The 14,139-nt window shown below is 59.5% G+C and carries 14 protein-coding genes; all 14 read right to left on the reverse strand.

Translation table 11 applies throughout. The features are described from left to right. Positions 1 to 4: 4 nt before the first annotated feature. A complete protein-coding gene (gene fliG, locus EIY72_RS28485; RefSeq protein WP_093225138.1) occupies positions 5 to 1,024 on the reverse strand; it encodes a flagellar motor switch protein FliG in 1,020 nt (339 codons plus the stop codon). After that, positions 1,017 to 2,804: a flagellar basal-body MS-ring/collar protein FliF gene (gene fliF, locus EIY72_RS28490; protein WP_093225141.1), complete on the reverse strand. Its 1,788-nt coding sequence runs from the start codon at positions 2,802 to 2,804 to the stop codon at positions 1,017 to 1,019. The genes fliG and fliF overlap by 8 nt, the downstream gene beginning before the upstream one ends. Before the next feature lie 15 nt (positions 2,805 to 2,819). Continuing rightward, the gene (gene fliE / locus EIY72_RS28495; protein ID WP_093225144.1) at positions 2,820 to 3,149 is read right to left on the reverse strand and encodes a flagellar hook-basal body complex protein FliE; all 330 of its coding nucleotides are present in this window, start codon (positions 3,147 to 3,149) and stop codon (positions 2,820 to 2,822) included. Positions 3,150 to 3,279: 130 nt separating this feature from the next. Continuing rightward, complete coding sequence (locus tag EIY72_RS28500) at positions 3,280 to 4,665, reverse strand: sigma-54-dependent transcriptional regulator (protein WP_093225147.1); 1,386 nt, start codon at positions 4,663 to 4,665, stop codon at positions 3,280 to 3,282. Between the two features lie 5 nt (positions 4,666 to 4,670). After that, on the reverse strand, positions 4,671 to 5,864 hold the full coding sequence (locus EIY72_RS28505; protein WP_162276462.1) for a sensor histidine kinase: 1,194 nt from the start codon (positions 5,862 to 5,864) through the stop codon (positions 4,671 to 4,673). A 128-nt stretch (positions 5,865 to 5,992) separates the two neighbouring features. Next, a complete protein-coding gene (locus EIY72_RS28510) occupies positions 5,993 to 7,468 on the reverse strand; it encodes a sigma-54 dependent transcriptional regulator (RefSeq protein WP_093225152.1) in 1,476 nt (491 codons plus the stop codon). Between the two features lie 172 nt (positions 7,469 to 7,640). Next, positions 7,641 to 7,937, reverse strand: coding sequence for a flagellar protein FliT (fliT, locus tag EIY72_RS28515; protein WP_093225155.1), 297 nt, complete (start codon positions 7,935 to 7,937; stop codon positions 7,641 to 7,643). Positions 7,938 to 7,948: 11 nt separating this feature from the next. Then, entirely contained in the window at positions 7,949 to 8,344 is a 396-nt protein-coding gene (gene fliS, locus EIY72_RS28520) for a flagellar export chaperone FliS (RefSeq protein WP_093225158.1), read from the reverse strand. Positions 8,345 to 8,474: 130 nt separating this feature from the next. Next, positions 8,475 to 9,902, reverse strand: coding sequence for a flagellar filament capping protein FliD (gene fliD, locus EIY72_RS28525; RefSeq protein ID WP_093225160.1), 1,428 nt, complete (start codon positions 9,900 to 9,902; stop codon positions 8,475 to 8,477). Between the two features lie 83 nt (positions 9,903 to 9,985). Then, a complete protein-coding gene (locus EIY72_RS28530) occupies positions 9,986 to 10,342 on the reverse strand; it encodes a flagellar protein FlaG (RefSeq protein ID WP_093225163.1) in 357 nt (118 codons plus the stop codon). Positions 10,343 to 10,414: 72 nt separating this feature from the next. After that, positions 10,415 to 11,266 (reverse strand): flagellin domain-containing protein, encoded by an 852-nt coding sequence (locus EIY72_RS28535; protein ID WP_093225166.1) that lies wholly within the window; start codon positions 11,264 to 11,266, stop codon positions 10,415 to 10,417. 242 nt (positions 11,267 to 11,508) lie between these two features. Continuing rightward, entirely contained in the window at positions 11,509 to 11,775 is a 267-nt protein-coding gene (locus tag EIY72_RS28540) for a hypothetical protein (protein WP_093225169.1), read from the reverse strand. Next, entirely contained in the window at positions 11,772 to 13,061 is a 1,290-nt protein-coding gene (locus EIY72_RS28545) for a motility associated factor glycosyltransferase family protein (protein ID WP_093225172.1), read from the reverse strand. The genes EIY72_RS28540 and EIY72_RS28545 overlap by 4 nt, the downstream gene beginning before the upstream one ends. A 93-nt stretch (positions 13,062 to 13,154) precedes the next feature. Beyond that, positions 13,155 to 14,081, reverse strand: coding sequence for a ketoacyl-ACP synthase III (locus tag EIY72_RS28550; protein WP_093225175.1), 927 nt, complete (start codon positions 14,079 to 14,081; stop codon positions 13,155 to 13,157). Positions 14,082 to 14,139: the final 58 nt, after the last annotated feature.

The raw sequence follows: 14,139 nt of genomic DNA on the forward strand, positions 1-14,139 counted from the left end.
GGTGTTAGATCATTTCCTCGCCGCCCTTGCCGCCGAGAACGATCTCTCCGGCTTCGGCCATACGGCGGGCGATGGTGAGGATTTCCTTCTGCGCGGTTTCCACGTCGCTGACGCGCACCGGGCCCTTGGCTTCGAGGTCGTCGCGCAACAGTTCGGCGGCACGCTTGGACATGTTCTTGAAGATCTTTTCCTTGACGCCTTCGTCCGAACCCTTGAGGGCCAACACCAGTACATCGGAGGACACTTCGCGCAACAGCGCCTGAATGCCGCGGTCGTCGACGTCGGCCAGGTTGTTGAACACGAACATGAGGTCTTCGATCTGACCGGACAGGTCTTCGTCGACTTCGCGAATCGAGTCCATGAGCTGGCCCTCGATCGAGCTGTCGAGGAAGTTCATGATGTCCGCCGCGCGCTTGATGCCACCCAGGGTGGTGCGCGAGGCATTCGAGTTGCCGGAGAACTGCTTCTCGAGGATCTGGTTGAGCTCTTTCAGGGCGGCCGGCTGTACGGTGTTCAGCGAGGAAACCCGCAGAATGATGTCCAGTCGTACCTTGTGATCGAAGTTGCCCAGCACTTCACCGGCCTGATCCGGGTCGAGGTAAGCAACCACGATGGCCTGGATCTGCGGGTGTTCGTAACGGATCACGTCGGCGACGGCGCGCGGCTCCATCCACTTCAGGCTGTCGAGGCCGCTGGTGTTGCCACCGAGCAGGATGCGGTCGATCAGGCCGTTGGCCTTGTCTTCGCCCAGGGCCTGGGTGAGCATCTTGCGCACATAGTCATCGGAGCCGACGCCGAGGCTGGTCTGATCGCCGACGATGTCGACGAACTCGCTCATCACCTGCTCGACCTGCTCGCGGTGCACATTGCCCATCTGCGCCATGGCCACGCCGACGCGCTGAACCTCTTTGGGCCCCATGTGGCGCAGGACCTGAGCGGCGTCGGTGGAACCGAGGGACAGCAACAGGATCGCGGCCTTGTCGACCTTGTTGAGTTTGACGGTAGCGGGTCGGTTATCACTCATCTGCGTTAATCCACTCTTTCACGACCTGGGCCACGCGACCCGGATCTTCGGCCACCAGACTCTTGATTGCGTTCAACTGTGCGTCATAGCCTTCGCTCGGGCTTGGCAGCAGGATGCTTTGCGGGCCGCCCAGGCTCACGCGGTCGTTGGCCAGTTCGCCATCCAGACCGCCCATGCCGCCGAGTTCGACGTCGCTGCCGATACCGGCCAGGTGCTTGCCCTTGCCGCCACCGGTGATGTTGTTGAGCACCGGACGCAGCACGCCAAACACCAGCACCAGGATGAACAGGACACCCAGCACTTGCTTGACGATGTCCCAGAACCACGGCTGGGAGTAGAACGGAATGTCGGCAATCACTTCGCCGCGCTCGGCGGAGAACGGCATGTTGATCACGCTGACGCTGTCGCCACGGCTGGCATCGAAGCCGACCGCGTCCTGCACCAGACGGGTGAAGCGCGCCAATTCGTCGGCGCTCCACGGCGCGCGAGTGGTCTCGCCATTGGCCGGGTTGATCTTGACCTGATCATCGACCACCACCGACACCGACAGGCGATTCAATCGGCCCTGCTGCTGCTTGGTGTGGCTGATGGAACGGTCGAGTTCGAAGTTCTTGGTCGACTGCGAACGCTTGTCTGCCGGGTATGGCGCAAGCATCGGCTGGCCGGTGGCCGGGTCCATGATCTGCTGGCCGTTGGCATCGATCAACGGTTGACCCGGCTGCACCATGCCGGCGGAGGCGGTGGCACCACCGGTGGTTTGCGGCGCGGAGGCCGGCGACGGCGGCTGGTTGCTCAAAGCCCCCGGCACACCTTGCGGGCCGTTGCTCGCAGTGCGTTGCTCGTTGACCGACTGCTCGCTGCGCAAGGCAGGCTGGTCCGGGTTGAATTGTTCAGAGGTCGACTCTACGGCGCTGAAGTCGACGTCAGCCGACACTTCGGCTTTGTAACGATCGTTGCCCAACACCGGTTGCAGGATGTTGTGCACACGCTGGGTGAGCATGCTTTCCATGCGGCGGCTGTAATCGAACTGCTTGCCGGCCATGGTCAGTTCGGAGTTTTCCGCCTGATCGGAGAGCAGGTTGCCCTTCTGGTCGACGACAGTGATCTGCGACTTGCTCAGTTCCGGAACGCTGGTTGCCACCAGGTTGATGATCGCCACCACCTGACCCGGCTCAAGGGAACGACCGGAGTACAGCTCAACCAGTACCGACGCGCTCGGCTTGCGCTCATCGCGCACGAACACCGAGCTTTTCGGAATCGCCAGGTGCACTCGGGCACCCTTGACGTTGTTCAGGGCAGAAATGGTGCGGGCCAGTTCACCTTCAAGACCGCGACGATAACGGGTCGCTTCCATGAACTGGCTGGTGCCCAGGCCCTGCTCCTTGTCGAGAATCTCGAAACCGATGTTGCCGTCGCTGGGAGTGACACCAGCGGCAGCCAGTTTCAGACGTGCGCGCGGCAGGTCGTCAGCCTTGACCAGCAAGGCACCGGAATTGGGTTCGACGGTGTAGGGAATATCGGCGGAGGCCAGGGTATCCATGACCTGCTTGGCGTCCATACCGGCAAGGCTGCCGTACAGAGGCCGGTAGTCCGGCTGCTGGGACCACAGCACCACGGCAAAACCAATCGCCACACTGGCAGCCAGGCCGACCAACAGGCCCACCTGACGCAACATGGTCATCTCGGAGAGGTTTTCCAGGAAGGACAGCCCGAACAGCGGCGGTTTGCCGTCTACCGGGGTGGCCTTGGCCGGAACATTATCGGCGACTGCTTCTGCCATGACTCAATCTCGTCCTTAAACCGGCATCTGCATGATGTCTTGATAGGCTTGAACCAGCTTGTTACGTACTTGGGTCAATGCCTGGAACGACACGCTGGCCTTCTGCGAGGAAATCATCACATCGGTCAGGTCGACGCCGCTTTTACCGATTTCGAAGGCATTGGCCAACTGAGTCGAGGCCTGCTGGGTGTCATTCACTTTATTGACGGCCTGACCGAGCAGATCGGAAAAGCTGCTGCCCGCCATTTCAGGGACTGCGGACGTCGATTTCGGCGCAGCCATGGCATCCATTTGCATGGCGCGCATGTCCAACATCATCCGATTGAATTCAATACCTTGGCTCATGGTCTGCTCTCGTTGGCGGCCCGCAATTTTTTGACACTCACTCAGCGGGTAATGAGGTGTTAGCAACAAGGGTGCCAGCTCCATGGCCTCTCTGAACAAAAGCCCATCCTGGGCTTTGCGCATTCGCGAATCAGGTCGCGAACAAAAACGCCTCCACGTCCATTCCGGCATCACGCATCTGCGCCAGTTTGTAGCGCAGGGTGCGCGGGCTGATACCCAAACGCTCGGCCGCCTCTTTGCGGCGACCGCGCTCGGCTCGCAGGGTATCGATGATCATCTGGAACTCGCGGCGCCGCAGATCATCGCCCAGCGCGCCTGCCGACTCGACTTCAACCTCTGGTTCCCGCACCGATGAAACAGGCAACGCGGGCAAGGGTGCGCATGCCACCGGACCTGCCAGGCAGAAGTCCTGGGGCTGGATCAAACCGCCTTGCTGCAGAATCAGGGCGCGCTGGATGGCGTTATCCAGTTCACGAACGTTGCCCGGCCACGGGTAACCGACCAGGCACGCCTGCGCCTCGGGCGACAGTCTGGCGGCAGCATGCTTCATTTTATTGACGTGTTTGGCCAGCAGGCGCTCGGCCAGCGGCAGGATGTCGGCGGTGCGCTCGCGCAAGGGACGCCAGGCCAACGGGAATACCGACAGGCGATAGTAAAGGTCTTCACGGAAACGCCCGGCGGCCACTTCCCCCGCCAGATCACGGTTGGTGGTCGCCACCACGCGGATATCCAGGGAAATCGGCTTGCGCGCCCCCACCCGCTCGACCTCACGCTCCTGCAACACCCGCAGCAACTTGGCCTGCAAGCCCAGGGGCATTTCGGAAATTTCGTCGAGCAGGATAGTCCCGCCATCGGCCTGCTCGAACTTGCCGGCTTGCGCGGCAATGGCGCCGGTAAAGGAACCCTTTTCATGGCCGAACAAGGTGGCTTCAAGCATGTTGTCCGGAATGGCGGCGCAGTTGATGGCAATGAATGGCTGACTGGCGCGATGGGAGTGCTGATGAATGTAGCGCGCCAGCACTTCTTTACCGGTGCCGGATTCGCCGGAAATCAATACCGTCGAATCGCTGCGCGCGACCCGCGCCGCCAACTCCAGCAATTGCGCACTAGCCGGCTCGAAGGCGACCGGCCCTTCGCTCTCGGCTGCACCAAGGCCGCCCAATGCATGGCGCGCCACCAGATCGAGCAATGCCTTGGGCTCGAATGGCTTGACCAGATAATCCGCCGCGCCTTGGCGCATGGCATCCACCGCACGCTCCACCGCCCCGTGCGCAGTCATCAGCAGCACCGGCAATTGTGGCTGGCGCGCGCGCAGCAAACCGAGCAATTGATGCCCGTCCATGCCCGGCATGTTGACGTCACTGACCACGAGGCTGAACGACTCCTCGCCAACGGCAATCAACGCCTCCTCCGCAGAGCCAACCGCCTTGTAATCGTGACCGCCCAGCAGCAGCGTGTCAGCCAGTGCTTCGCGCAACGCCCGGTCATCCTCGACCAGCAGAACCTTGATCGCCATTGCCGTCACTCCGCCCCTTGCGCACTGCAAAATAGTGGCAGGATCACCTGCGCGCAGGTGCCACGGCCCAATCGCGAGCGCAGGTGCAACTCACCCTGATGCGCACGTGCCACGGCCTTGACCACGGTCAAGCCAAGGCCGGTGCCGGTGGTCTTGGTGGTAAAAAACGGCTCACCCAGGCGCGCCAGCACAACGTCGTCAATGCCGCTGCCACTGTCACTCACACACAGTCGCAAGTGCTCGCCACGCGTATAGAGATGCACCTTGAGACGCAGATCGCCGGCACTGGCCTGGATCGCGTTCTCGATGAGATTCAGAACTGCGCCAACCAGCGTGTCACGATTGCACAGCAACTCGCCGGCGTGACTGTCGCACTGCCAACGGACCGGCACATCCTGGACATGGGTCAGTGCAGCCGCTTGCAGCGACTGCATCAATTGATGAGGGGTTACGCGGTCGGTCAGCGGCAACTCGCCCCGAGCGAACACCAGCATGTCGCGGACCTGGTGTTCCAGTTCGTGCAGACGCTCCTTGAGGCGCCCGGCAAAACGTTGCTGGGTATCGACCGGCAACGCCTGCTCGGTCAAATGACTGGCATAGAGCAACGCGGCCGACAGCGGCGTGCGAATCTGATGGGCCAGCGACGCCACCATGCGACCCAGCGACGAGAGCCGCTCATGGCGCGCCAATTGATCCTGCAGGTGACGGGTTTCAGTCAGGTCGTTGAGCAAGACCAACTGCCCCGGCTCGGCATCCAGCGAACGCGTGGCAATCGACAGGCGCCGGCCATCTTTCAGAGAGACTTCGTGACCGTCATCTTCACGAGGCGCGAAGCAGCGCGCAATGACCAGCCGCCACAACTCGCCTACAAGCGGCAAGCCCAGCAATTCGCAGGCGGCGGGATTGGCTTCGCGCACAATGCCCTGGGCGTCAATGACAATGACGCCACCGGGTAACAGATCGAGGAGATTTTGCAGACGGTTGGCCAGTCGTTCCTTTTCCGCCAGTTCCTGCATGCGCTGGGCACTGACCACGGCCAGCTCACCCTTGAGCTCGGTGACCCGGGCCTCGAGCATGCTGTAGGAGTCGGTCAATTGACTCGACATCTGATTGAACAGCGCGAACGCCTGCTCCAGACCCAGCCGGCTTGCCTGCTCGACGGACGACGATTGTCCCGAGGCGTCGGGCGCAGGAGACATCTGGGCGGCTTGGGGCATCGTGTTCTCTCGCTTGGCTGACCGTCAGTGAAACGGAACGTTGCGAGGAACTTAGCAATACCCGTGCCTAAAAAAAATCACTTACAAATCAATGAGTTGAAAAACAGGCGTCAATCATCCGCCTGTTCATCACCGTCACGACGACTCATGCCGTACTTGCGCATCTTTTCCACCAGCGTGGTACGACGGATGCGCAGGCGTTCGGCCGCACGCGCCACGATGCCATTGGCATCATCGAGTGCCTGCTGAATCAGCCCCTGTTCCAGGCCACCGAGGTAATCCTTCAGGTCCAGACCTTCCGGCGGCAGCAAGGCGCCAGCGGAGAAGTCCGGCGTATGACCGTTGATGGCCACGCGCTCTTCAAGATCGCTGCGCAGGCTGTCGACCATTTGCTCGTCTTCGTCATCGACGTAGCGGAATTTCTTCGGCAGCTCGACGACGCCTATCACACCGTACGGATGCATGATCGCCATGCGTTCGACGAGATTGGCCAGCTCGCGCACGTTGCCCGGCCAACCGTGGCGGCACAGGGACATGATTGCGGCGGAGTTGAAACGGATCGAACCGCGCTTCTCGTGCTCCATGCGCGAGATCAGTTCGTTCATCAGCAGCGGGATGTCTTCGACGCGCTCGCGCAGCGGCGCCATCTCGATCGGGAACACGTTCAGGCGGTAGTACAGATCTTCGCGGAAAGTGCCGATCTCGATCATGCTCTCGAGATTCTTGTGGGTCGCGGCAATGATGCGCACATCGACGCTCTGGGTCTTGTTGCTGCCCACACGCTCGAAGGTGCGTTCCTGCAGCACGCGCAGCAGCTTGACCTGCATCGGCAACGGCATATCGCCGATTTCGTCGAGGAACAGGGTGCCGCCGTTGGCCAGTTCGAAACGCCCGGCACGGCTGGTGATCGCCCCGGTGAAGGCGCCCTTCTCGTGGCCAAACAGTTCGCTTTCCAGCAACTCGGCGGGAATCGCGCCGCAGTTGACCGGCACGAAGGGCGCTTCACGGCGCTTGGAGTGGTAGTGAAGGTTACGCGCGACCACTTCCTTGCCAGTCCCGGACTCACCGAGGATCAGCACGCTGGCATCGGTGTCGGCGACTTGCTGCATCATCTGGCGCACGTGCTGGATCGCACGGCTGGTGCCGACAAGGCTGCGGAACAGATTGGGTTCGCGATGACGACCGCGCTCGCGGGCCTGGTCGTACATTTCACGATAGACCTGGGCACGGTGCAGCGAGTCGAGCAACTTGCTGTAGCTGGGAGGCATTTCAAGGGTCGAAAGCACACGCCGACGCTGGTCTTCCGGAAGGTCGATGGAAGAATTATCGCCCATCAGCAAAACCGGAAGGAACTCATCCCAGGTTGAGAGTGTCTTTAGCAAGCCCAGTAATGCACCAGGAGCATTGACCGTCCCGATGAGGACGCAGATCACTTCACGACTTGACGACAATGAGCCGACAGCCTGCTGCCAGTCATGGCTGCCGCAGGGTAAATTTTCTTCACCGAGAAAATTTAAAATCACCGCCAGGTCGCGGCGGCGGACGCTATCGTCATCAATCAGCAGAATTTTGGTTTCACGCCACATGCAATAGCAACTTCCCTAGTCAACTCAATACCCAAAATGTTGGGGCAAGCTAGACGCTTGCAGACACGTTATGCCTGAAGACGACTGAAATCTGGAACCAGCCACTAGTTAAGTCAAAAAACCGTGCACAGTCAAATTTATGGCGCACATGCCTGGATTAACTTGGGGTTAATTAACCAAACAGATGGTAAACCTTTGCCGCGTTACGCGCTTGCTGGATCTGAGACATTTCGTCGACTATCGCCTGCCTCTCCCCCATCGCCACCTCCAGCAGCTGCTTGTAGACATACAACAGCTCCTCAAGATTGCTGCGCAACACATCCTCGTCCAGCGAAGCCTCGCTCAAGACATCTTCCATGCAGGAACGGCAATCGAGGTCCAACTGACCGATAGCCTCCCAGTTGCGCTCGGCCAGGGCATCGATCAGCGCTTCGCGGGTTTGTTCTATTCGCTGCAGTACAAGACTCATGGCGATCTCCTTTAAAACTGCGGACCTGGATCAGCAATGCCGTCCCAGCCCTCTTTGACCGTGCGCAGCAGGCCTGCCACTTCATCGAGAATCTTTGGGTCGCTTTTCACGTTGGCCTCGGCCAGACGCCGCATCATGTAGGAATACAGGCTGTCGAGCTCACCGACCATGTCGGCGGAGTTGTCCAGGTCAAGACCTTCACGCAGGCCGCCGATGATGCCGATGGCCTTGCCGATCGACGAACACTTGGTGGCAATGTCCTTGCGCTCCAGGGCGCCTTTGGCCTGGGCAATACGGTCCAGGCCGCCTTCCATCAGCATTTGCACCAGACGATGCGGACTCGCTTCGGACGTTTGCGCGTGAGCGCCCACTTTCTGATATTGCCGAAGGGCTAACATTGGATTCATGTTCTACCTCATTACCACAATGACTCGTATGACCAGTGTATCGTCTGTGAGCCTGAAAACTTTAGATCAAAAGACAAAAACCCGGCGCACGCTGAAATGCGTAGCCGGGTTTTTGTCGTCAGCTCATGACTCAGCTGTTGGATTTCTGCGCGTTCAAGGAAGTGAAGAACGAGGTGATGCTGCTCGCCGTCGCCTTCATCTGCCCGACCAACAGGTCCATGGCGTTGTATTTGGCCGTCAGGGTCGCGGTCAGGTTGGTGACACGCAGATCCAGGGCTGCCTGCTGATCGGCAATGTTCTTGCTGATGCTCGTCAGGTTGGTGTTGCGCTGGTCGAGCAGGCCGCCGGTCTGGATGTAGGGCTTGACCGCATTGCCCATGCGCGCCAGCACCCCGTTGGTACCGTCAGTGCCGCTGAACAACTGCTGCACCTGACCGCTCATGCCGCTGGTGGCCATGGTCTTGCCAAAAGCGGTGGTGTCGAACACCAGGTTGCCGGTCAGGCCATCGGTCATCACACCGATCTGCGACAGCACCGACAGCTGGCCGCCCGCGCTCGGCGAGGTCAGCGCGCCACGGATATCGGAGATCAGCGAACGTGGCAGCGAGTCACCGGTAAAGGCTGCGGAAACGGTCAACTTGCCATCGGCATCCGCCGTCGCCTTGGACAGGGTGTTGATGGTGTTCATCAAGGTGTTGTAGGAGTCGACGAACTGCTGGATCGACGTCTGCAAACCGGTGGTGTTGGTCGCCACGGTGACCGTAGCCGGCGTGCCCGGATTGGTGGCCAGCAGGTTCAGGGTCAGGCCACTGATTGCGCCCGTCACCGTATTGCTCTTGCTGGTGACTGCCAGACCGTCGATGGTCAACTCGGCGTTCTGCGCCAGACCGTTGACCGCGCCCGAGGCCGAGGCCGCCGGGTTGCTGCCCATAGGCTGCGTGCCATCGATTTCGAGGCCGGCAATACCGCTGACCACCATGTCGGTACCTGCACCGGTCTTGGTGGAACTGATCACCAGTCGCGATGCACCGCTGCTGTCGGTGACGATGTTGGCGGAAATGCCGTTACTGGCCTGCGCGGAGTTGATCGCATCCCGGGTGCTCTGCAAGGTGGCGTTCGCCGGGATCGTGACGTTGTAATCCACGCCACTCTGAGTGATTTTCAGCGTACCACTTGGAATGGCGCTGGAAGCGCCACCGGCGAAAGCCGCACTGGCGACTTTCGAGCCGGTTGCCAGCTTGCTCACGACCACACTGTAGGTACCGGAAACCGCCGTGTTATCGGAGGTCACACCCAGCGTCGTCGCAGCACTCGACGTCGCCGAATAGCCCTGGAATGCAGGGTTGGTCGGGTTATTGAGGTTGGTCAGCGATGTCTGGAAGGCAGTCAGCGCACTTTTCAGGGAACCCACGCCGGAAATCTTCAGCGTGTTGGTCTTGGTCTGGCTATCGATCTGCGTTTGTTTCGGCGACTTGTCGGCATTGACCAGTGCGGTAACGATCGCGCCGATATCCAGGCCAGAACCCAAGCCGGAACCCGGTAAAATTGGACTTGCCATGCTGCATCTCCCTTCACATTGCTGCCAGTCTTTTGACCTTTACCAGCGCCTAAAGAACATACAAACACTATTCATGCCAGCTATCAGACCTTGGCATCGAACAATACGTGGCTCGCGTTATTCAAGCTGTCTGCCAGCTTGAGAGCCTCTGCGGAAGGGATCTGCCGTACGACTTCGCCCGTCTCGCTTGCAATTACCTTGACGATGACTTTTCCGGATTGCTCGTCAATCGAGAACTCCAGATTGCGCTTGATCGACTGCACGAACTTCTCGATCTCCTGCACCGCCTGTTTCAACTTGCTGTCATCTACGTCCTGCTTCTTTTTATCCGCCACCGGCGTGACACTGGCAGCTTGAGGCGTCTCTGGCGCTTGGTCCGCGACAGTATTCGCTGGCTTGGCAGCCGGATAAGACAGGTTAAGCTTTACGCTCATGTCCATGCCCATCACCTCTTAACGTAAAAAGCGAGAGAGCGTGACCAGCACACTCCCCCGCTTGAACTCATTCCGAAATTACTGAAGCAGCTTCAGTACAGCGGAAGGCAGTTGGTTAGCCTGAGCCAGAACAGAGGTGGAAGCCTGTTGCAGGGTTTGCTGCTTGGTCAGGTTCGCAGTTTCTGCGGCGAAGTCGGTGTCTTGTACACGACCTTGTGCAGCAGTGGTGTTTTCCACGATGTTTTGCAGGTTGGAGATGGTGCTGGTCAGACGGTTCTGCGAAGCACCGAGGTTTGCGCGAGTGCTGTTGATGGTTGCAATTGCAGCATCAATCGCGGTGATCGCGTTGTCGATGTTAGCCGACAGTGCAGCCGAGGTAGCACCGGTCAGAACTACAGTACCGCTGCCTACGGACAGGGAAACGGCGTCGAACTTGGAGCTCAGTACCAGGTCGATACGGTTGGCCGAACCAGTGTTCGCACCTACTTGCAGTTGAACAGTACCAGCCGAACCGTCCAGCAGGTTTTTGCCGTTCAGGTTGGTGGAAGCGGAGATACGGGTCAATTCGTCAGACATCTGAGCGAATTCGGCGTTGGTCGCGGTAACGTCGGCAGTACCGTTGGTGCCGTTACGTGCTTTAACAGCCAGTTCACGCATACGCTGCAGAATGTCGGTCGAAGCTTGCAGCGCGCCTTCAGCGGTCTGGGCAACCGAGATACCGTCGTTGGCGTTCTGGATAGCCTGGTTGCCACCACGGATCTGAGCAGTCATACGGGTAGCAATTTGCAGGCCGGCTGCGTCGTCTTTGGCGCTGTTGATTTTCAGGCCGGAAGACAGGCGCTGCATCGAAGTCGACAGAGCGTCGGAAGCGCGGTTCAGGTTTTTCTGAACGTTCAACGACGTGGTGTTGGTGTTTACTGTTAAAGCCATGACGAATTCCTCGTTGGTTGGGTACTGCGGCTTCCGGCCCTGGCAACCGCCGGGTATGGCCTAGAGAACCTTCGTAATAGTTATCGTCGGGTTGGCAGGTTGCTTGAGGGCTTTTTAAAAAAAATTTGCCATCACCCTGCCACCCCCGAGAAAACAAGGGCTTAGCGCCCCTCAACCATTGAAAAATGACGCCATAAAACCGTCCGGCACGCAAACCCGCGTGCCAGTGCGGTTGCTGAAGCTCAGGCGGCACCCGATTCGAGCAATTCGACCAACTCGTATTCCATGAAGTCGGCCAGCCCCAACCAGTCCTGGCGCTCCTGGCAGGCCAGCATCTGATTCAGCAGACAAGCCCACGCCAGTTGCACATCCTCGGGCGCCGACACTAGCGAGGTCTGCGCTTCATCGAAGACATCGACCATGGTCAGCGCCGCCTCGACATCACGCCCCAGACGGAACAGTGCGGCGCATTGACGGCACTCACCGACGCATTTCAATCGGGTCTTCATTGCACAAACTCCGGATCGAATTGCGTACCGGCAATCATCGCCCCCGCCCGACTGCTGTTGAAAAAGCTCACCTGTGGCTGACCGGCGATATACCGCTCGAGCACGCACAGGTAACCGCGGAAATTCAGCTGCGTCCTGACCCGCTCCCCTTCGCCGTTCAGCACCCAGTGCCTGGCCTGGCTGACCGCCGGCCCCAGGTCACCGTCGTTCCAGCCGGCATGGGTCTTGTTGTTGGGGAAGGCAAAGTCAGCACCGAACAAGGTAATGCGCCCGGCGCCCATTTTTACCGCCAGGTCCACGGCCGGATGGATCACGCTGCCGCCGACATGCAGTTGCGCCCTGGGGTGCTGCTCGCGCAAGTCTGCATAGATCGGGCTGGCCGAGTAGGCGCCGTAGCGCTTGCCTTTCCAGACTTTCAACACCTGCGGATCGCTCATCGGCATGTACACCAACGGGATACCGTCGGATTCCTCGAAAGGCAGATGACGCAAGCTGATGCGCTGGTCGATGCTGACCACCAGATCCGGCGTGACGCCGTTTTCGCGCAACGGCCGATACGCCGTATCCACACAAACAAACAACGGCCGCTCGGCCTGCGCACGGATCGCTGCCAGGTGCTGGAAATGCCCTTCGAGGGTCGGGCCCGTGCCGATCACGTAAACGTCGCGGCCCGTGCAACTGCCAAACAGTTGCGCGGCATCATCGTCCGCCAGCAACACCTCAAGACTGTCCTGCAAGCGCTGCTGAATGAACGGTGACTGAGGATCGAAATCGCGATTGTTGAAACTCAGATGCACCTCGCTCACGAGGCGATCACGAATCTTCGCGTTGAAGTCATCGGCCAGCAGCATCTCGGCAGGCAAGGCAAAAAACGGTGTAAAAATGTCCGGCAGATCGCCCGCCACCATGAGTTCCACGCGCGGATCTTCCAGCCACGACCGCTGATCGAGCAATTGCAGCACGAGCTTGAACAACGAACCATTGAGGATGTGCACATACAGCTTTTCCAGCCCGGGGCGCTCCAGCAGCACTTGTGGCAGGTCGCCCAGGCCGGTTCCGTAGACATGCAGCCGCGGTTTTTCCAGCGGCAGGCTGGCGGCCTGGACCCGCGCCTCGTGAAGACGATCATGGCGGCTCGTGAGTTGAATGCCGTCCACACTCAGTGTCGAGTCTCGTCCCTTGATCAATTCGACCTGGACCGTCCCCTCATGTGCCAACAATCGCGCATACAGCGTCGGCCAGCGCCGCTGTATGACGTGAGCATTGTCTTCAAACCATTCGCGCATGCCGCCTCGTATACCATTCAAAGCAAAAAAAGCGTCCAAGGTTAACCCTTGAACGCTTTTCTTGTATTGGCCTTTTTATGAAAAGACTTTCACTCAGGAACGATAGATGATTGCCGAGCCCCAGGACAGGCCCACGCCAAAACCACTGAGGGCAACGCGTTTCCAGCTCGAATCGAGGATATGCTTTTCCAGCAGCAACGGAATGCTGGACGACACGGTATTGCCGGTCTCGACCATGTCCTTGATGAACTTCTCCGGCTCGCCTTCGAAGCGTCGCGCCACGGCGTCGACAATGGCCGCACTGCCTTGGTGAATGCAGAAAGCGTCAATGTCTTCGGACTTCAATCCCGACTCGCCGAGCAACTCGTGCAGGTGCGCAGGCACCTTGAGCAAGGCGAAATTGAACACCTGGCGACCGTTCATGAAGAACACGCCATCGGTGACTTTCAGGTGCGGGGCGCCGGAACCGTCGGTACCGAACTTGGATTTGCCCAACTGCCAGGGAGCGTCTTCGCCCATCCAGGTCGCAGTGGCCGCATCGCCGAACAGCATGGTGGTGTTGCGGTCTTCCGGGTCGACGATCTTCGAGTACGGATCCGCCGTGATCAGCAACCCGTTCTTCAGGCCGGCGGCTTCCATGAAGCCCTTGAGCGCATAAATACCGTAGACGTAGCCGGAGCAGCCCAGGGAAATATCGAACGCAGCGACATTGGTCGACAGACCGAGCTTGTCCTGGACGATGGCCGCAGTGTGCGGCAAGCCTTCTTCGTCACCGTTCTGGGTGACCACGATCAGCGCATCAATGGATTCACGTTTCAAGCCAGGGTTGCTGGCAAACAGCGCATTGGCCGCTTCAACGCACAGATCGGAGGTTTCCTGGTCAGCGCCTTTGCGCGGCAGGAAGGCCGAACCGATCTTGCCCAGGATGAATTCTTCATCCTTCTCGAATTTTGCACCTTGTGCGTAATTGTCCACGCCGGCTACAGGAACGTAGCTCGCAATGCTCTTTATGCCAATCATTACGGCTTCCCAATAATAAACAGCCCAATACCACCACTCGCAAGCAATCGAGGGGCGC

The organism is Pseudomonas vancouverensis (assembly GCF_004348895.1).
GTDB classification, from domain to species: Bacteria; Pseudomonadota; Gammaproteobacteria; order Pseudomonadales; family Pseudomonadaceae; genus Aquipseudomonas; species Aquipseudomonas vancouverensis.

What these genes read in the sequence shown, in the direction of transcription:
- fliG (WP_093225138.1), bottom strand. Translation starts at nt 1,024, where the DNA reads ATGAGTGATAACCGACCCGCTACCGTCAAACTCAACAAGGTCGACAAG.
- fliF (WP_093225141.1), bottom strand. Translation starts at nt 2,804, where the DNA reads ATGGCAGAAGCAGTCGCCGATAATGTTCCGGCCAAGGCCACCCCGGTA.
- fliE (WP_093225144.1), bottom strand. Translation starts at nt 3,149, where the DNA reads ATGAGCCAAGGTATTGAATTCAATCGGATGATGTTGGACATGCGCGCC.
- EIY72_RS28500 (WP_093225147.1), bottom strand. Translation starts at nt 4,665, where the DNA reads ATGGCGATCAAGGTTCTGCTGGTCGAGGATGACCGGGCGTTGCGCGAA.
- EIY72_RS28505 (WP_162276462.1), bottom strand. Translation starts at nt 5,864, where the DNA reads ATGTCTCCTGCGCCCGACGCCTCGGGACAATCGTCGTCCGTCGAGCAG.
- EIY72_RS28510 (WP_093225152.1), bottom strand. Translation starts at nt 7,468, where the DNA reads ATGTGGCGTGAAACCAAAATTCTGCTGATTGATGACGATAGCGTCCGC.
- fliT (WP_093225155.1), bottom strand. Translation starts at nt 7,937, where the DNA reads ATGAGTCTTGTACTGCAGCGAATAGAACAAACCCGCGAAGCGCTGATC.
- fliS (WP_093225158.1), bottom strand. Translation starts at nt 8,344, where the DNA reads ATGAATCCAATGTTAGCCCTTCGGCAATATCAGAAAGTGGGCGCTCAC.
- fliD (WP_093225160.1), bottom strand. Translation starts at nt 9,902, where the DNA reads ATGGCAAGTCCAATTTTACCGGGTTCCGGCTTGGGTTCTGGCCTGGAT.
- EIY72_RS28530 (WP_093225163.1), bottom strand. Translation starts at nt 10,342, where the DNA reads ATGGACATGAGCGTAAAGCTTAACCTGTCTTATCCGGCTGCCAAGCCA.
- EIY72_RS28535 (WP_093225166.1), bottom strand. Translation starts at nt 11,266, where the DNA reads ATGGCTTTAACAGTAAACACCAACACCACGTCGTTGAACGTTCAGAAA.
- EIY72_RS28540 (WP_093225169.1), bottom strand. Translation starts at nt 11,775, where the DNA reads ATGAAGACCCGATTGAAATGCGTCGGTGAGTGCCGTCAATGCGCCGCA.
- EIY72_RS28545 (WP_093225172.1), bottom strand. Translation starts at nt 13,061, where the DNA reads ATGCGCGAATGGTTTGAAGACAATGCTCACGTCATACAGCGGCGCTGG.
- EIY72_RS28550 (WP_093225175.1), bottom strand. Translation starts at nt 14,081, where the DNA reads ATGATTGGCATAAAGAGCATTGCGAGCTACGTTCCTGTAGCCGGCGTG.